The sequence below is a fragment of the Mycobacteroides sp. PCS013 genome (assembly GCF_049532645.1).
Lineage (GTDB): Bacteria > Actinomycetota > Actinomycetes > Mycobacteriales > Mycobacteriaceae > Mycobacterium > Mycobacterium gwanakae.
Genome location: NZ_CP150131.1, coordinates 3952177 through 3968929, shown reverse-complemented (window position 1 = coordinate 3968929; position 16753 = coordinate 3952177). Strand labels below are relative to the sequence as shown.

Annotated in this window: 19 protein-coding genes; 17 read left to right on the top strand and 2 right to left on the bottom strand. The window is 63.9% G+C overall.

Annotation, left to right across the window (positions count from 1 at the left end; genetic code table 11):
- The first annotated feature begins 24 nt into the window (after nt 1-24).
- From RHO23_RS19755 to RHO23_RS19695, 13 genes are all read left to right on the top strand, one after another.
- The gene (locus RHO23_RS19755) at nt 25-783 is read left to right on the top strand and encodes a crotonase/enoyl-CoA hydratase family protein (RefSeq protein WP_064409925.1); all 759 of its coding nucleotides are present in this window, start codon (nt 25-27) and stop codon (nt 781-783) included.
- A gap of 156 nt (nt 784-939) precedes the next feature.
- Complete coding sequence (locus RHO23_RS19750; protein WP_064410491.1) at nt 940-1872, top strand: class I SAM-dependent methyltransferase; 933 nt, start codon at nt 940-942, stop codon at nt 1870-1872.
- A gap of 2 nt (nt 1873-1874) precedes the next feature.
- The gene (locus RHO23_RS19745) at nt 1875-2762 is read left to right on the top strand and encodes an SAM-dependent methyltransferase (protein WP_070921219.1); all 888 of its coding nucleotides are present in this window, start codon (nt 1875-1877) and stop codon (nt 2760-2762) included.
- Nucleotides 2763-2771: 9 nt separating this feature from the next.
- Nucleotides 2772-3698, top strand: coding sequence for a class I SAM-dependent methyltransferase (locus RHO23_RS19740; RefSeq protein ID WP_030097422.1), 927 nt, complete (start codon nt 2772-2774; stop codon nt 3696-3698).
- 11 nt (nt 3699-3709) lie between these two features.
- Complete coding sequence (locus RHO23_RS19735; RefSeq protein WP_070941596.1) at nt 3710-4636, top strand: class I SAM-dependent methyltransferase; 927 nt, start codon at nt 3710-3712, stop codon at nt 4634-4636.
- Between the two features lie 78 nt (nt 4637-4714).
- Complete coding sequence (locus RHO23_RS19730) at nt 4715-5011, top strand: hypothetical protein (RefSeq protein ID WP_030097420.1); 297 nt, start codon at nt 4715-4717, stop codon at nt 5009-5011.
- A 12-nt stretch (nt 5012-5023) separates the two neighbouring features.
- Entirely contained in the window at nt 5024-6604 is a 1581-nt protein-coding gene (locus RHO23_RS19725) for a hypothetical protein (RefSeq protein WP_070941595.1), read from the top strand.
- Nucleotides 6601-7275 (top strand): hypothetical protein, encoded by a 675-nt coding sequence (locus RHO23_RS19720; RefSeq protein ID WP_064409921.1) that lies wholly within the window; start codon nt 6601-6603, stop codon nt 7273-7275. The genes RHO23_RS19725 and RHO23_RS19720 overlap by 4 nt, the downstream gene beginning before the upstream one ends.
- Nucleotides 7276-7316: 41 nt before the next feature.
- Nucleotides 7317-8342: a glutathione S-transferase family protein gene (locus RHO23_RS19715; RefSeq protein WP_070941594.1), complete on the top strand. Its 1026-nt coding sequence runs from the start codon at nt 7317-7319 to the stop codon at nt 8340-8342.
- Nucleotides 8343-8441: 99 nt separating this feature from the next.
- Nucleotides 8442-9530 carry a Re/Si-specific NAD(P)(+) transhydrogenase subunit alpha gene (locus RHO23_RS19710; protein WP_046255192.1) on the top strand — a complete coding sequence of 363 codons (1089 nt, stop codon included), beginning with the start codon at nt 8442-8444 and terminating at the stop codon, nt 9528-9530.
- Between the two features lie 2 nt (nt 9531-9532).
- A complete protein-coding gene (locus RHO23_RS19705; RefSeq protein WP_030097415.1) occupies nt 9533-9850 on the top strand; it encodes an NAD(P) transhydrogenase subunit alpha in 318 nt (105 codons plus the stop codon).
- A complete protein-coding gene (locus RHO23_RS19700; protein WP_070941593.1) occupies nt 9847-11292 on the top strand; it encodes an NAD(P)(+) transhydrogenase (Re/Si-specific) subunit beta in 1446 nt (481 codons plus the stop codon). The genes RHO23_RS19705 and RHO23_RS19700 overlap by 4 nt, the downstream gene beginning before the upstream one ends.
- 89 nt (nt 11293-11381) lie before the next feature.
- A complete protein-coding gene (locus RHO23_RS19695; protein ID WP_057967159.1) occupies nt 11382-11762 on the top strand; it encodes a hypothetical protein in 381 nt (126 codons plus the stop codon).
- Here RHO23_RS19695 and RHO23_RS19690 read toward each other — a convergent pair.
- Nucleotides 11759-12913 carry a low temperature requirement protein A gene (locus RHO23_RS19690; RefSeq protein ID WP_064409919.1) on the bottom strand — a complete coding sequence of 385 codons (1155 nt, stop codon included), beginning with the start codon at nt 12911-12913 and terminating at the stop codon, nt 11759-11761. The genes RHO23_RS19695 and RHO23_RS19690 overlap by 4 nt on opposite strands.
- Before the next feature lie 152 nt (nt 12914-13065).
- On the opposite strand from RHO23_RS19690, the gene RHO23_RS19685 reads away from it, so the two are divergent.
- From RHO23_RS19685 to RHO23_RS19675, 3 genes are read left to right on the top strand one after another with little or no spacing between them, the layout of a single operon-like run.
- On the top strand, nt 13066-13752 hold the full coding sequence (locus RHO23_RS19685; RefSeq protein WP_064409918.1) for a TetR/AcrR family transcriptional regulator: 687 nt from the start codon (nt 13066-13068) through the stop codon (nt 13750-13752).
- A 13-nt stretch (nt 13753-13765) separates the two neighbouring features.
- Nucleotides 13766-14683, top strand: coding sequence for an alpha/beta fold hydrolase (locus tag RHO23_RS19680; protein WP_064409917.1), 918 nt, complete (start codon nt 13766-13768; stop codon nt 14681-14683).
- Between the two features lie 4 nt (nt 14684-14687).
- Entirely contained in the window at nt 14688-15194 is a 507-nt protein-coding gene (locus tag RHO23_RS19675; RefSeq protein WP_057965538.1) for an SRPBCC family protein, read from the top strand.
- On the opposite strand, the gene RHO23_RS19670 is transcribed toward RHO23_RS19675, so the two are convergent.
- Nucleotides 15162-15839 carry a GntR family transcriptional regulator gene (locus RHO23_RS19670; protein WP_057965537.1) on the bottom strand — a complete coding sequence of 226 codons (678 nt, stop codon included), beginning with the start codon at nt 15837-15839 and terminating at the stop codon, nt 15162-15164. The two genes, RHO23_RS19675 and RHO23_RS19670, sit on opposite strands and share 33 nt — an antisense overlap.
- A gap of 105 nt (nt 15840-15944) precedes the next feature.
- Here RHO23_RS19670 and RHO23_RS19665 point away from each other — a divergent pair, with 105 nt between their 5' ends.
- Nucleotides 15945-16751, top strand: coding sequence for an enoyl-CoA hydratase (locus tag RHO23_RS19665; RefSeq protein ID WP_423488231.1), 807 nt, complete (start codon nt 15945-15947; stop codon nt 16749-16751).
- Nucleotides 16752-16753 lie beyond the last annotated feature (2 nt).

Here is a 16753-nt window from a genome sequence, read left to right as displayed (position 1 = left end):
TCACCGACCACCTGGAGGAATGTCATGGCCGACGAAGTCCTGATCGAACAGCGTGACCGTGTCCTATTGATCACCATAAACCGTCCGGACGCGCGTAACGCGGTAAACAGGGCCGTCAGCCAGGGGCTCGCCGCAGCGGCGGATCAGCTGGACAGCTCCGACGACCTGTCCGTCGCCATTATCACCGGCGCGGGTGGAAATTTTTGTGCGGGAATGGATCTCAAGGCATTCGTAAGCGGCGAGGCGGTACTGTCCGAGCGCGGCCTTGGTTTCACCAATGTGCCGCCGCGTAAGCCGATCATCGCCGCGGTGGAGGGCTTCGCCCTGGCAGGCGGCACTGAACTCGTGCTGTCCTGTGATCTGGTGGTGGCCGGCCGGAGCGCAAAGTTCGGCATCCCCGAGGTCAAACGCGGTCTGGTGGCCGGCGCCGGCGGCCTGTTGCGTCTGCCGAAGCGAATCCCGTACCAGGTAGCCATGGAGTTGGCGCTCACCGGAGACTCGTTCACCGCGGAGGACGCCGCCAGGTACGGATTCATCAACCGGCTCGTCGACGATGGTCAGGCACTGGAGGCCGCGCTGGAGTTGGCTGCCAAGATCACCGCCAATGGGCCCCTAGCCGTCGCGGCCACCAAGCGCATTGTCATCGAGTCGGCAAGCTGGGCCCCTGAGGAAGCCTTCGCCAAGCAGGGCGAGATCCTCATGCCGATCTTCGTCTCCGAGGACGCCAAGGAGGGCGCGCAGGCGTTCGCCGAGAAGCGTGCACCCGTCTGGAAGGGCAAGTAGCCCACTCGTATCTGTCATCTCGAAAAGGATCAGTGGCGCTCCCAGTCAATCGGCGTACTGTAGTTAGTTGTGCAAACTTTTCATGGGTAAAACCCCGTGACCTGCATTTTTAGATGTATGCACACCTGACATGCACGTTTGATGGGAGACACTGCTGTGGCCAGAACCGAAGGTGACACCTGGGACATCGTGACGAGCGTGGGCGCGACTGCGCTCATCGTCTCTGCCATGCGTGCTGTCGAGGCGCGTAAGGCAGAGCCGCTTGCGCGGGACGACTATGCGCAGCACTTTGTGGCTGCGACCAAGACCGAGGCGCCGATCTTTTCCGAGCTCCTGGAGGACCCCACTGTCGCCCAGGAGCCCGACGTGCAGCTGTTCTCGAGTTACCTGGGGGCGCGGACGAAGTACTTCGACGAGTTCTTCCTGGCTGCGGGAAATGCGGGTGTGCGCCAGGCGGTGATCCTGGCGGCGGGCCTCGACGTCCGCGGGTATCGGCTGCCCTGGGCGCCGGGCACCACGGTCTATGAGCTTGACCTTCCGAAGGTGCTCGAGTTCAAGAAACAGGTTCTCGACGAGCACGGGGTGCGGGCCACGACTACCGTCCACGACCTGCACGTCGACCTCCGCGACGATTGGCCGGAGGCGCTCACAGCAGCGGGTTTCGACCCCACCCAGCCGACGGCCTGGCTGGCCGAAGGGCTGCTTCCGTTCCTGCCCGGTACCGCGCAAGACCTGCTGTTCCAGCGCATTGTCACGCTGTCCGCAGCCGGAAGCCGTGTTGCCGTAGAGGATTTCGGTGCCCCCGGTACCCAGGCAGATCGGATGTCGAGCGCGATGGAGAACGAAGACGGCGCACTACGCCGGATCTTCAAGAGCATCGTTGAGGAGGACGCACCCCCGTCGAGCCTCTGGTTCGCCGACGAGCGCGAGGATCCGGCGCAGTGGCTGACCGGGCACGGCTGGACCGTGGAGGCCACCACGGCGGGTGAACTGCTGAAGCGGTACAACCGAGCTCCGTTGGCCGGTGAGCATGAGCTGACGGATGCCATGGGGCAGAGCCGGTACTTCACCGCATCTCTGGGGGCATGACCATGGCGCGCACCGACGGAGACACCTGGGACATCGTCACGAGCGTCGGCTACACCGCGCTGGCAGTCGCGGCCGCTCGAGCACTCGACGCGAAACTGGATCCGCCACTGGCACACGACGAGTACGCCGAGAAGTTCGTTGCCGCCGCCGGCGAACCGCAATTGGCCCAAGCCGTGGCCGCCGGAGACATCAGCGGCCTCGCCGGTGCCAATGCCGGTTGGGTCGGTGTGCGGACACGATTCTTCGACAACTTCTTTGCCGATGCGGCCGGCGCCGGGGTGCGGCAAGTGGTCATTCTGGCCGCCGGATTAGACGCCCGCGCATACCGATTGCCCTGGCCCACGGGCACGACCGTCTTCGAGGTGGACCAACCGCGGGTTCTCGAATTCAAAGATCAGGTACTAGCCGGGGCGGATGCTGGTCCGGCGGCCGGTCGGGTGCCGGTGGCCGTCGACCTGCGTGATGACTGGCCGAATGCGTTGGTGGGGGCCGGGTTCGATCCCGAACAGGCCACCGCATGGGCTCTGGAAGGACTGTTGCCCTACCTGCCCGGGGTGGCGCAGGACGCACTTTTCGAGAAGTTGCATGAGCTGTCGGCTCCCGGAAGCCGGATCGCTGCCGAGCTGGGTCCCTTGCCCGGGGAGATTGCACAGTTTGAACGGGATATGCCGTCGCATGCAGATTCTCCTGGTCAGCCGAAGGTGTCCGAACTCTGGTACGACGATCCCCGGCGGGATACCACGTCGTGGCTTGCTGAAAGAGGCTGGACCGTGGCGGGAATCGACCTTGTGGAGGCGGCCGTGGGATACGGCAGGCCGTTCGGGGAAGTACCTCGATCATTCGAAACATTGCTGCGTACAAAGTTTTTCACCGCTACCCGGACAAGCTGAGAGGACGCCATGACAGACGTCGAGGATAAGAACTGGTCGCGCAGCGAGGGCGACTCCTGGGACATCGTGTCCAGCGTGGGATACACCGCGTTGGGGGTCAGTGCGCAGCGTGCCGTGGAGAGCGAGCGGCCGGACGCGCTGATCGTCGACCCGTTCGCCAAGCATTTCGTGCTCGCAGCGGGAGAACCGCATTTGATCGATACGATCACCAAACGCGATGTGCCCCGGGCCTCCCCGTTCGAGTATCTGCGTGGGATGGGTATGCGCAGCCGGTTCTTCGATGAATTCTTCCTGGATGCCGCCGCCTCTGGCATCCGGCAAGCCGTCATCCTTGCCGCCGGATTGGACGCACGGGCACATCGGCTGCCCTGGCCCGCCGGGGTCACGGTTTACGAGCTGGATCAGCCAGAGGTCTTGGCCTTCAAGGACCGGGTGTATGCCGAGCAGGGCGCAGCGCCGACCAGTGATCGTCGGGCAGTGGCCGTGGACCTGCGTGATGACTGGCCGGCCGCGCTCAAGGAGGCTGGATTTGATCCCAGTCAGCCCACCGCATGGTCAGCCGAAGGACTGCTGCCGTATCTGCCTGCCGTCGCGCAGGAACTGTTGTTCGAGAGGATTGTTGAGTTGTCGGCCCCCGGCAGTCGTGCCGCGATCGAGGGCCCCACGGGCGTGCTGGGCGTGAGTCAATTCGCCAAGGTCGAGCAGAAGTACCGATCCGAGAAGGACACCTTCGGCAAGATCGACATCACCGAGCTGTTCTACGACGAGGAGAAGACGCCGCCCGTCGAGTGGTTCTCCACACGAGGATGGAACACGCTGGGGGTGGACATGTTTGATCTGGCAGAACGCTATGGCGTGCAGTATCCGGAAGTCCCCGAGGACATCCGGGAGCTCGCCGGTTCGATGCATTACCTGACCTGCACACTGCCTGCCTGAAAGGAAACGTTATGACCAACATCGAGGACAAGGACTGGTCGCGCAGCGAGGGCGATTCCTGGGACATTGTGTCGAGCGTCGGGTTCACCGCCCTGGGAGTCGCGGCGGCTCGCGCGGTCGAGAACGCGCAGCCTGATCCCCTGGTGCGCGACGAGTACGCGGAGCATTTCGTGCGGGCCGCCGGTGAGCCGCATCTGATTGGGCTGCTGGACAATCCCGAGGCCCAGGCGCAGAACCCCGCGACAGCGCTTCGGCAGATCGGATTGCGCAGCAGGTTCTTCGACGAGTTCTTCCTGAGCGCAACCAAGTCCGGCTGCACGCAGGCAGTGATCCTCGCTGCCGGGCTGGATGTGCGGGCGCATCGGCTGCCGTGGCCGGACGGCACCAAGGTCTTCGAGTTGGATCAGCCCCAGGTGCTGGAGTTCAAGGACCGTGTGCTGGTTGAACAGGGCGCCACCCCCACGAGTGACCGCAGGGAGGTTGTCGTGGACCTCCGCGACGATTGGCCTGCCGCTCTACTGGCCGCAGGCTTCGACCCTGAGGCTCCGACGGCGTGGTCGGCGGAGGGCTTGATCGTCTATCTGCCGTCTGCGGCACAGGATCTGCTGTTCGAGCGGGTTGTCGCGCTCTCGGCGCCGGGCAGTCAGGTCGCCGTGGAAGCCACGCGCGGACGGCCCGACATCGCCAAATGGGGCGAGGTCCAGAAGAAGTATGCGGGCGACAATCACCCTTTGTCGAAGGTGGATATCAGTGCGTTGTTCTACGACGAAGACCGGGCCGATGTCCAGGAGTGGTTTGCCGCGCGCGGATGGACCGTGCGGGGTTCAGATGCGCTGGAGCTGGCGGCCGGCTATGGGGTACAGATCCCGGAGCTGCCGAACGAGATCGTCGAACTTGTGAAGCAGGGCAACTACCTCACCGCTGCTCTGCCGCGCTAAGTGGTCTATCCCCAAGGGGTGGTTGGGCCACCGGTTCCGGGCTAACAAGCGGAAAGGGCATGTCTGGAGGGGGAGCCCATGAAGATCGACCCGGTAGCTACGGAGAAATGCGCGGCACAACTCGACGCAACGGATACCCATGTCGAGTTCGCCAAGGGAAAGTTGCGTGCCACGGAGGGCAAGGACCTCGGTGACCTGAGCGATGCCATGAACGCTGCGCGGAGCCGGGTGTCCGGCGCGCTCAGCACGGTTACCGCTGTGCAAAAAGAGATCTCGCAGAACATCCGGTCGTGCACCAAGGCGCTTGTCGAGATGGATCAGCGTAATGCGGGCAATCTCAGCGACACCGGAATCAAGTTTCCGGTGCTCAACTAGGGCCGGTGCGCGATGACGCTGGGTGACACGCAAAAGCAGCTGGAGCAGGTAATCGCCGACCTGCGACAGATCGGCGAGATCACCGTGAGCACGGTCTGGCCGATAGCGCGCAAGGTCGTCAGTGCTGTCCGGAAGGTCATCGCGGTGGCCACCGAGCCACCTCCTCCGGACCCGGCGACCGTGCGCGAGGTAGCCGCTCGCTGGCGGGAAATGGCGCCCGCTATGGGGGAATGGCACGCCAACGATGTTCAGCAGGCTCAGAACACGATCCCCGAAACGGTGTGGGGGCGTACGCCGGGTGATCCGTACGGTGAGACGACCGGGGATAAGGCGCGCACCAGCATCGCGAACTTCAAGACACGATCCACGACGATCGGTCCGGCCGCTACCGGGGTGGCAGCCTCGCTCGACACGTTTGGCGGGTCGATGGAGAAGGCGCGGGAACGGTGGCATAACGCATTCGCCTCGCTCAAGGACGACGTCGACTGGGGCAACATCCCTAAGGCGCCATGGGACGCCATCCCATATGTCCGGAAGCTTGTGGGCGATGTCGTGCACGGTGTCGAAGAACTCGCGGGCGCGTATGGGGACGCCGACAAGGCGGTGAACACCGCGAAGGGTGAACTCGGGAAAGCGGTGGAGGGCATCACGCTGCCCGACCACACCTCCGTAGCGGCAGGTGCGATCGGTTCGGTCAACAATTGGTCGGGCGTCAAGGACGATCCGGATGGTCATAAGGACGGAACCGGTTTGCGGCCGGGCGTGCAGGAGCGCGCAGATGCCAACCTGGCGGCGATGAGCCCCGAGGATCGCGCCAGAGCGCAGGCGATGCTCGACAACGCGAAGGATGAGGCCCGACGGAACTGGATCATCTCCGCCCTCGCGCGGGGCGGGGATATTAATACGCTGCAACGCTTCTCGGACAAGTTGGCGCTCATGGACGATCAGCAGGTGCGTGAGCTTGACCCGGTGGAGTACGCGAAGAATCATCCGGGCGTCCTGACGCAACCCGATGGCACCACCTGCGGGTCTTCCTCGCTTGTTGTCGCCAAGATGATCAATGACCCGGTGTACGCGATGAAGATGCTCACGGGATATGACGCGACCGGGTCCGAACCGCCACAGTCTGGACAATCGATAACCAGCGCCGAGGTCACATCCAAGTTCGCGGATGAAGCCAAGAAGATGCACGATTCGACGAACAACGCGATCGTCCCGGGTTGGGGCACGACCTGGCCCGAGTCGTTGGGGACACCCCCGGGAGGCGCCGCTGATGAGATGGGCAAGCCCGGCGGTCCTGGCGTCCCGGGCAGCGCGTATCGATTCGAGGTGGCTAATCCGCTGGGCCCGTCTGGGGACTATCAGGCGATCACAGCGGCTGTCCAGTCCGGTCAGTCAGTTCCGCTGTTCGTCGGCAGCGGAGTGAACGGGCACATCGTCTTGGTGACAGGAATGCAGGGCGACTCACTGGAAATCTACGAGCCCTCTTCTGGACAGAAGATGACAATCCCGAAGGATGATTTCGTCAACAACCGAATATCGTTCGGTGGCGAAACGCGCTATCGGCCATGGGGTGAGGTGATCCCGAAGTGAAGGTCCTACGACTTTCACCGGCGCTGTTGCTGGTTTTCGTGCTGGCCGCATCGTGTCCTAAGCATCCCGAGAACTTTGAGCCGAACAGTGTGGACTCGGCGCGATCTGCCCGGCTGACGGCGGATGCCTGGCTTGCTCCCGCCAAGGCGTACCACGCCTCGTACAACGGACTGAACAACATCTCACGTGAGTCGGTGGTCAGGACTGCGTCTTTCACACACGGCGATCCATTGGACGTTGTCACCCGAGAGACACGGAAGGCCCTGCAGAACGGATGGGTGCTGACCTATGCCCACTGCGGCTCTGTGGCGAGGCCTATGTCGTCGGCAAGCGCACCCCAGACCCTGTCGGGTGTTGAAGTAAATCTCGAGAAGTCGTCGGCCGACCCCGAGAATGCCGCCATGGCACAGCTGACGGCCTACCGTGTGGAACCTGACCCGGATGGGCAGGGAACGGTCAACATGGAGATCAACGCTTTCGCCCAGTATCACTCGGATCGGGGTTGGCCGAATCTGCCGGGCGTCGCGATGGACACCACGTGCCTGGTGATACCTGGTGCGCCCAGTGCAGGCTCCAATACGACGTCGGCATTTCCATCGGGAATCGTCCAAGGCGTCAAGGGTGGCCATCCGCTGAACGAGAAGGGCGAACCTGACGGATCGGCCGGCTGAAGGACGTTGCCTCGAATGCTGACGGTGCGAGACTGGAGTGTGTGAGCCAGAACCCGGAGAACACCAAGTACGTCGAGCCCGGTGAGTTCAAGCGGGATACCAACTACATCAATACGCGGATCACGGCAGACGGCCGCGACGGCTATCCGGTAGAGCCTGGGAGGTACCGGCTCGTCGCCGCGCGTGCCTGTCCCTGGGCGAACCGGACGCTCATCGTCCGTCGCCTCCTCGGTTTGGAAGACGTTTTATCTCTCGGGCTTTGTGGCCCCACGCACGACAAGCGCAGCTGGACTTTCGATCTGGATCCGGGTGGTGTCGATCCCGTCCTGGGTATCCACTTCCTGCGCGATGCCTATCTCAAGCGGTATCCGGACTATCCCCGCGGCATCACCGTGCCCGCCATCGTGGAAGAGGCCACCGGCGAGGTCGTGACCAACGACTACGCGCAGATGACGCTGGATTTCTCCACTGAATGGGTTGAGTATCACCGGCCGGGTGCGCCACAGCTGTATCCCGAGGCGCTGCGCGCCGAAATCGACGAGGTGAACCGCCGCGTCTACACGGAGGTCAACAACGGCGTCTATCGCTGCGGTTTCGCCGGAGGCCAGGATGCCTACGACGCCGCCTACGATCGCCTGTTCACCGCACTCGATTGGTTGTCGGAAAGGCTTGCCGGACAAAGATATTTGGTGGGGGACACCATCACCGAGGCGGACGTGCGGCTGTTCACCACGTTGGCCCGGTTCGATCCGGTGTACCACGGGCATTTCAAGTGCAATCGCCAGAAGCTGAGCGAGATGCCGGTGCTGTGGGCGTACACACGGGATCTGTACCAAACGCCGGGCTTCGGTGACACCGTCGATTTCGGGCAGATCAAGGAGCACTACTACGTGGTGCACACCGATATCAACCCCACTCGGATTGTCCCGAAGGGGCCGGATCTGAGTGGCTGGCTTACCCCGCATGGACGCGAGACACTGGGGGGTAGACCGTTCGGGGATGGCACCCCGCCGGGGCCGCCGAGAGAGTCGGAACGCGTGCCAGATCACGGTCCTTGCCCTGGTTAACGACCTTTGCAGGATTTACAAAAACGGAAGACTTGTTAACAAGCATGCCTTTCCTTAGTATCCGTCGGCATGCTGCACCACAGGGTGAAGGGCGAGTAGATGACCGATCAACCAGTCACTATCGGAGTTGTCCGAGAGTCGGGTGAGGACGAGCGCCGCGTTGCGCTGGTGCCCAAGGCGATCGCCGGCCTGATTGGCAAGGGTGTGAACGTCGTCATAGAAAGCGGTGCCGGCGAGCGCGCGCTGCTGCCCGACGAGCTGTACACCGAGGCCGGTGCAAGTGTGGGTGACGCCTGGTCCGCCGATGTCGTCGTCAAGGTTGCGCCGCCCTCGCCCGCCGAGGTCGCTCGCCTGCGTGAGGGGCAGACGCTCATCGGCTTCCTGGCGCCGCGCAATGCCGACAACAGCATCGGAGCGCTCAAGAGCGCGGGCGTGCAAGCCTTTGCCGTGGAGGCCATTCCCCGTATCTCCCGTGCGCAGGTGATGGACGCGCTGTCGTCACAGGCCAACGTTGCCGGATACAAGTCCGTGCTCGTGGCGGCCACCGAATCGACCCGCTTCTTCCCGATGCTCACCACGGCCGCCGGAACCGTCAAGCCCGCGCTGGTACTGGTGCTCGGTGTCGGTGTGGCCGGTCTGCAGGCCCTGGCCACGGCCAAGCGGCTCGGCGCGCGTACCACCGGCTACGACGTTCGCCCCGAGGTGGCAGATCAGGTCCGCTCGGTCGGTGCCCAGTGGCTCGATCTCGGCATCGATGCGGCCGGTGAGGGCGGCTACGCCCGCGAGCTCACCGAGGAAGAGCGTCAGAAGCAGCAGCAGGCGCTGGAAGAGGCCATCAAGGGATTCGACGTCGTCATCACCACGGCGCTCGTGCCCGGGCGTCCGGCCCCGCGTCTGGTGACTGCGGCGGCGGTCGAGGGCATGAAGCCCGGTTCTGTCGTGGTGGATCTCGCGGGGGAGACCGGCGGCAACTGTGAACTGACCGAGCCCGGTCAGACCGTCGTGAAGCACGGTGTGACGATCGCGTCGCCCCTCAACCTGCCGGCCACCATGCCCGAGCACGCCAGCGAGCTGTATGCCAAGAACATCACGTCCGTTCTCGAACTCCTCATCAAGGACGGCGCTCTGGCACCGGACTTCGATGATGAGATCGTCGCGGGCTCCTGCGTTACCCGGGAGGTCTCCTAGACATGTACGGACAGTTATTGGCCAACATCGCGATCCTGGTGCTTGCCGGGTTCGTTGGATTCGCCGTTATCTCCAAGGTGCCCAACACCTTGCACACCCCATTGATGTCGGGCACCAACGCCATTCACGGCATCGTGGTGCTGGGTGCGCTGATCGTGCTGGGCAACCTGCCCGCCGACGCCAGCTGGGGTACCCGGATCATCGCGTTCGTCGCGCTGATCTTCGGAACCCTGAACGTGATCGGTGGCTTCTTGGTGACCGACCGCATGCTGGGCATGTTCAAGTCGAAGAAGCCTGAGCAGAAAGAGGCGGCCAAGTGAGCACCGAAAGCCTCAATTACCTCGTCGATGTTCTCTACATCGCCGCGTTCGCCCTCTTTATCTACGGTCTGTCCGGCCTGACTGGGCCCAAGACCGCAGTGCGCGGCAACTGGATTGCCGCCGTCGGTATGGGCATCGCGGTACTGGCCACGTTGATCAAGGTGAGCGAGAGCGCCACCACGCTGGACTGGATTCTGATCGGTGCCGGTTTGGGTATCGGTGTCGTACTGGGCATTCCGCCGGCGCTGAAGACCAAGATGACCGCCATGCCGCAGCTGGTGGCGTTGTTCAACGGTGTCGGTGGTGGCACCGTGGCTCTTATCGCCTGGTCGGAATTCATTGAGACAAAGGGCTTTTCGGAGTTCAAGCCGGATCAGTCGCCGACCGTGGCGCTGGTGGTGGGATCGCTGTTCGCCGCGGTCATCGGCTCGGTGTCGTTCTGGGGCTCGCTGGTGGCTTTCGCCAAACTGCAGGAGTCCATCCCGAAGAACGTCGAGAAGCGGCTTGTCGCTTCCGCCAAGCTTTTCCAGGGCTCCAACATCGTGCTGCTGCTGGCCGCGGTGGGCGCTGCCGTCTACATCGGGCTGCACCCCGGACTGCCGGTCTGGTGGATCGTCGCGGTACTGGTCTTCGCTGGTGTGATGGGTCTGTTCGTGGTGTTCCCCATCGGTGGCGCCGATATGCCGGTGGTCATCTCACTGCTCAACGCGATGACCGGTTTGTCTGCCGCCGCCGCAGGTCTGGCGCTGAACAACACCGCGATGATTGTCGCCGGCATGATCGTGGGCGCCTCTGGTTCGATCCTGACCAACCTGATGGCCGTCGCGATGAACCGGTCGATTCCGGCCATCGTGTTCGGCTCGTTCGGTGGCGGTGACACCGCGGCCGCCGCTGGCTCGGCCGAACAGGGCACGGTCAAGGCGACGTCTGCCTCCGACGCGGCGATCCAGATGGCCTACGCCAACCAGGTGATCGTGGTGCCCGGTTACGGTCTGGCCGTCGCGCAGGCCCAGCACACCGTCAAGGAGATGGCGGACCTGCTGGAGAGCAAGGGTGTTGAGGTCAAGTACGCCATTCACCCGGTCGCCGGCCGTATGCCCGGCCACATGAATGTGCTGCTCGCCGAGGCCGACGTCGAGTACGACGCCATGAAGGAAATGGATGACATCAACGGCGAGTTCAACCGCACCGATGTCACCATCGTGATCGGCGCCAACGATGTCACCAACCCGGCGGCGCGCAACGACCCGTCCAGCCCGATTCACGGCATGCCGATCCTGAACGTCGACGAGTCGCGCTCGGTGATCGTGCTGAAGCGTTCGATGAGCTCGGGCTACGCCGGTATCGAGAACCCGCTGTTCTTCCAGCCGCAGACCTCGATGCTGTTCGGGGATGCCAAGAAGTCGGTGTCCGCGGTCATCGAGGAGCTTAAGGCGCTGTAGCCCAACCTCTTTGTCGTCGAATGGGAACCTCACGCGGAAATCCAGCCGGAAATCCTCGCGAGGTTCCCATTCGGCGTATGAAGGGGTTTATGCGTTGGCCGCTGGTCGCACTCGTGGTGGCGTGGGCCGCGTGGGCTCCGGTGGCCGCAGCGGAGCCGCATGACTGTGCTTCGGTCGATCGGGCGCGGGTACAGATGCGGGGACTCTCGCAGCAGAACGGCGTCGCGGTGCGTCAGACCGCTGTCGCGCGAAACCGGGCGATTGCCGCGTTGCTACGGACGGCCGCGCGCGACACCGCCGACCTGACAGTGCAAAGCCGCGCCCTGGACGCCGCGGCGGCCGCCGAGCATTACGCCGAGGTGATGGCCGCCGCGACCTCCGTGGACGGTGTGCTCGCGCCGCCGGGCGAGGAGATGGCCGATGCGGTCAATGCCTTGGCGGCATTGGAACAGGTATGCCCGATGCGTTAAGAGGTCTCGGTGTCCTCGATGCGCCGCCAGGTCACCAGCGCGGCAGCCAGTGCCGCTAAGCCGGCCAGCCAGTACAACGTGTGCGGCAGCGTCGAGATGGCAACTGAGGCAACGGCGATCGCTGGTAGCCCGATATTCAAGATGGTGTCGCGGCGTTGCAGGAGCAGCACCAGCCACGCCAGCACCAGGTAGATCGCGAATGGGACCGTGATCGTGAAGGCGGCAACGGTCGAACTCAGGTGACTCTTGCCCAGTCCCTCGTCGACGGCGATCTCGAACCCCGCCGAGATTGCCGCGACGGCGGCGAAGATGAAGTAATGGCTGTAGCCCCACAGCAGGGTTGAGCGCAGCGACGTGTCCTTGCACTCCTGTTCCTGGTCGAAGTAGATCCACCACACCGCGGCGACGATGACCAAGGCCGACACCGCAATACCGATCATGGTGCCGGTGTGGTCGGCTTCCTCGGCGCCGCCGATGATCGAGTTCGCGGAGGCCAGGATGGACTCGCCCAGCACGATCAAGGTGAATAGGCCGTAGCGCTCGGCGATGTGCTGAGGATGCCACGAGGTGGGGGCGACGCGTTCGGCGAACACGGGCACCGACAGGTCGGCCAGCGCGATCACCACGAACAGCGGTATGCGCAGATGTTCCGGTGCGAAGAGCCCCCAACAAACCCACGCCGCTTGGACGACGGCGATACCCGAGACGTAGCGCAGGCAGGTGGCCCGCATGGTCGGATCGCTGATGGCCGCGCGCACCCATTGACTGCCCGCGGCGATACGCATAAGCACGTACCCGCTGATGGCGATGCCGAAATCGGCACCGGTCATCGCTCGCTCGACACCGGCCGCGACGGTGAGCGCCCCGGCCATCTGGACGACCACCGTCAAGCGGTACAGCCAGTCGTCGGTGTCGAAGGCACTGGCGAACCAGGTGAAGTTCATCCAGGCCCACCAGATGGCGAAGAAGCCGATCGCGTACCCGACGAGTCCCTCGGCGAAATGGCCCTCGGCCCAGAAATGGTGGAGGGTTCCGGAGGCGCGTGAGACCGCGACCACGAAGACGAGGTCGAAAAGCAGTTCTAGCGGGGTGGCCGCGCGGTGCGGTTGCGCGGGATCGCGTGCCACCATGGCCCGCAGGCCACTGGTCATGTGGTTACCTATTCAGGGTCGGTGGAGCGCCGGACGGGGGCAGCTTAACGTGCTTCTGGCGTCGGGGCCGGCGAACATAATGACCGAATAATCCAACCAGTTGATCGGGATTTCGTCCGTGCGTGGAAGGCCTGCGCATATAGTGAGGCACCATGCAACCGGTCCACGCTGCCTCGAAGGCAGGCAATTCCTCGCAGCGCCGTGCCGGCCGCCGCGAGGAATTGGTGGCGGTGGCGTCCAAATTGTTCGCGGCGCGGGGCTATCACGGCACCAGGATGGACGACATCGCTGATGTCGCGGGCCTGAACAAGGCGACGGTGTATCACTACTTCGCCTCCAAGGCACTCATCTTGTATGAGATCTACTTCAAGGCTGCCGAGGAGACGCTGGCCTGCCTGCAGGACGACCCGAGATGGTCGGCGCGTGAATCGCTGTACCAATGCACGAGCCGCATGCTGGCGCTCATTTTCTCGAATCGCGAGCAGGGCGCGGTGTACTTCCAGGAGAACCCGTTCCTGTCGGAGTGGCTCTCGCCCGAGCAGGTCGCCGAGATCCGTAAGCGCGAGGACATGGTGCAGGAGCGGGTTCAGAACATCATCGAGCGGGGTATCGCCAGTTCCGAGTTCGTCGAGTGCGACTCGCATGTCATGGCGCTCGGTTACATCGGAATGGTTCTCGGGTCCTACCGCTGGCTCAACCCGAGCGGCCGCCGCAGCGCCCAGGAGATCGCCGTGGAGTTCAGCACCACGCTGTTGCGCGGGTTGATTCGCGATGAGGAAACGCGGATCAACGATCCGCTGGGCGTCGCGACGGCGACGTCCGTTGACGGCACCCCGTAGTGGCGGAGCTGTAGTGGCCGCTGATTCCACCCTGACCTTGGATCTGCCCAACGTCAGATTGCAGGCACTGTGCTGGGGACCGCAGGACGGTCCGCTGGTGATCTGTGGGCACGGCTTCCCCGACTCCGCCCACACGTGGCGCCTGCTGGGGCCGAAGCTGGCCGCCGACGGGTGGCGTGTGGTGGCGCCGTTCACTCGCGGTTACTCGCCCAGTGAGATACCGGCCGACGCAGAGTACGGGCTGGGTGCGCTGATGCAGGACATCCTGGACATCCACACGCTGCTGGGCGGTGACGAGCGCGCCGTGTATATCGGTCACGACTGGGGAGCACTGGTGGGTAACGCCCTTGCCCGTAGCAGGCTGTCGCCGTTCGCCCGCATTGTCACCATGGCCGTGCCCCCGTTCGAGGTCCTCGGTTCGAGTTTCGCGTCGATCGGGCCGCTCGGCTGGCCCGGCGTGCTCGGGCGCCAGCTGTCGATGAGCTGGTACACGATGTTCCATCAGATTCCGGTGCTGCCGGAGTTGTTGCTGCCCTGGCTTCTTCGTCTGTATTGGCGACGATGGTCGCCGGGATACGACGCACGTGCGGACCTGCTGTACACCGGTGACGCGATGCTTCAGAAGGGGAATCGCCGCGCCGTCATCGGCTACTACCGCGCAAACATTCGGCGGGCCCTGGTTCCTTCGCGGAAGTACTGGAAGACCCAGCGATCTCTGCTGGACGATGCCCGCACCCCGCTGCTCTACCTGCATGGCCGGAACGATGGGTGCATGACGTGGCGGCTGGTAGATTCTGCGCGCCCGGATCTGCCCGATCGCCGCGTTGAAATCATTAATGGCGGTGGACATTTCGTACATCTCGAATGTCCGGACGTAGTGCACGAGCTCGTGCGTGAGTTCCTGCGCATGCCAACCACAAAGGTAGAGTGAACCAATGCCAGTCGTCAGTCAGACCGTCGAGGTGGCCGCCCCGCCGCAGGTGATCGTCTCCATCGTCACCAACTACGAGGCCTACCCCGAGTGGAACAAGGAGATCTCCAGCGTCGAGATTCTGGATCGGCTCCCGGACGGCCGCCCCCGCATCGTGCGCTTGAGGGTGGAGATGACGGGCATGGCTTCGACAAACGTCGCGGAGATCGCGTACCTCAACGCCGCGCAGGTGGCCACGCGCCTGCTCGAGAGCGACATCTTCGAGAAGCAGGAACAGACGTTCTCGATCGTCCCGATGGGGCCCACGTGTCTGCTCACGGTCGACATGGATGTCGAGACCAAACTCCCGATCCCCAAGCCGATGGTGAAGAAGCTCGCCAACCAGGTCCTCGAACATCTCGCCGAGGGATTGAAGGGCCGCGCCGAGCAGATCGCGTCGGGTGCCATCGCACCGCCGGCGCCGCCGCAGGCAGCGCCACTACCCCCCGGGCCACATCCCGGCGCGGTCTAGGTACTCGGTGAGTCGGCGTGCTCCGTCGACGAACTGAACCTCGGTCTGGGTAATCACTTCGGCGAGGTCGCCCGCACGCAAAGCCGCGATGAGCTTGTCGTGCGCCTCCACCGCGTGCCGAGCCCACGCGTCGGCCGAGGCGAACATCATGTGCGGTGTGTACCGGGTGGCCTGCAGGAGAAACCAGGCCAGCTTGGGGCGGTCGGCCACGTGGTTGAGAAATCGGTGGAACTCGAACTCCGCGACCGAGATCAATTCGGGCGAAGCGGCGTGGCGCAGGGTGTCGTTGAGATCTGCCAGGGTGTCGATCTGGTCCGCGGTGATGCGTTCGGCTGCGGTCTTCGCCAGCTCGACGGCGAGGTGTGCCTGCAGCGCGAAAATGTCTTCGATATCGGCCCGGCTCAGCGCGGCGGCCATGTACCCGCGGTGAGGGACGGCCTCGACCAGGCCCTCGCCGCGCAAGGTCAGTAGCGCCTCGCGCACGGGTGTGACGCTGACGCCCAGCTGGGCGGCCGTCTCATCCATCCGGATGTACTCACCGGGACGCAGTTCACCTGTCATGATCGCCGCGCGGAGCCGGCCGGCAACCTCCTCGGACAGCTGCGGCCTGCGAATTTCACGGGTTTGTGCCCGGGGAGCATTCATCCGATCTGCCTGCCATTTCCATGTGTGGTGACGCCCTTGCATCTAAAGTCATATCAAATATATTTGAGCCGACGCGACGAAGCGACAAAGCCAGGAGGCAGTGACTTGAGTCCCCATGAATCTGTCGGCGCACCCGATGTAGCCGTCGAGGACGGCATCATGCGGATCACGTTCACCAGACCGGATCGGATGAATGCGCTCAACGCGCCCGCCACCGCCGGATTGATCGAAGCGCTGGACTCGGTTTCCGGGCGAGATGACGTGAGAGTCGTCGTCATCAGTGGAGGTGCACCGGGGAGTGCGTTCACGGCGGGCGCCGACGTCGCAGAGCTGGCTGCGGGGGCCGGAGACCTGACTCCGCTGCAAGCCGCCGAGCTGACGATGGACAACGCCGAGCGGTTGGTGCGCGCGGTCCTGAATTGTCCGGTGCCCACCATCGCCGAAGTCACGGGTGCGGCCGCCGGGATCGGTGCGTCGGTGGGCCTGGCGTGCGATCTGGTTTATGCCGCCGATTCGGCATTCTTTCTGCTGGCATTTGCGAACATCGGGCTTATGCCCGATGGAGGTTCGAGCGCATTGGTGTCGGCCTCGATCGGTCGTGTGAAGGCCAACGCGATGGCGCTATTGGCCCAACCCCTCAACGCCGCCGATGCTCATGCGGCCGGGTTGGTCAACGAAGTACTGCCCGGGGATCAACTGCGCGAACGTGTCGATAAATCGGCGCGCAGGCTCGCCCATGGTTCCCGTCGTGCGTTGCAGTTGACCAAGGAAGCCATGAACTCGGTGTCACTCAAGCTGTTCGACGAGGCCATCGCCCGTGAGCGTGAGGGGCAGATCGAACTGTTGATTTCACCCGATACCCAAGAGGGCTTCGCCGCATTCCTCGAGGGCCGACGCCCCAATTTCAGTTAGTA

Excerpts from the sequence above, each read along its gene's own strand:
- RHO23_RS19725 (WP_070941595.1), top strand. The coding sequence starts at position 5,024 with ATGACGCTGGGTGACACGCAAAAGCAGCTGGAGCAGGTAATCGCCGAC.
- RHO23_RS19710 (WP_046255192.1), top strand. The coding sequence starts at position 8,442 with ATGACCGATCAACCAGTCACTATCGGAGTTGTCCGAGAGTCGGGTGAG.
- RHO23_RS19735 (WP_070941596.1), top strand. The coding sequence starts at position 3,710 with ATGACCAACATCGAGGACAAGGACTGGTCGCGCAGCGAGGGCGATTCC.
- RHO23_RS19730 (WP_030097420.1), top strand. The coding sequence starts at position 4,715 with ATGAAGATCGACCCGGTAGCTACGGAGAAATGCGCGGCACAACTCGAC.
- RHO23_RS19675 (WP_057965538.1), top strand. The coding sequence starts at position 14,688 with ATGCCAGTCGTCAGTCAGACCGTCGAGGTGGCCGCCCCGCCGCAGGTG.
- RHO23_RS19705 (WP_030097415.1), top strand. The coding sequence starts at position 9,533 with ATGTACGGACAGTTATTGGCCAACATCGCGATCCTGGTGCTTGCCGGG.
- RHO23_RS19690 (WP_064409919.1), bottom strand. The coding sequence starts at position 12,913 with ATGACCAGTGGCCTGCGGGCCATGGTGGCACGCGATCCCGCGCAACCG.
- RHO23_RS19745 (WP_070921219.1), top strand. The coding sequence starts at position 1,875 with ATGGCGCGCACCGACGGAGACACCTGGGACATCGTCACGAGCGTCGGC.
- RHO23_RS19685 (WP_064409918.1), top strand. The coding sequence starts at position 13,066 with ATGCAACCGGTCCACGCTGCCTCGAAGGCAGGCAATTCCTCGCAGCGC.
- RHO23_RS19755 (WP_064409925.1), top strand. The coding sequence starts at position 25 with ATGGCCGACGAAGTCCTGATCGAACAGCGTGACCGTGTCCTATTGATC.
- RHO23_RS19740 (WP_030097422.1), top strand. The coding sequence starts at position 2,772 with ATGACAGACGTCGAGGATAAGAACTGGTCGCGCAGCGAGGGCGACTCC.
- RHO23_RS19670 (WP_057965537.1), bottom strand. The coding sequence starts at position 15,839 with ATGAATGCTCCCCGGGCACAAACCCGTGAAATTCGCAGGCCGCAGCTG.
- RHO23_RS19695 (WP_057967159.1), top strand. The coding sequence starts at position 11,382 with ATGCGTTGGCCGCTGGTCGCACTCGTGGTGGCGTGGGCCGCGTGGGCT.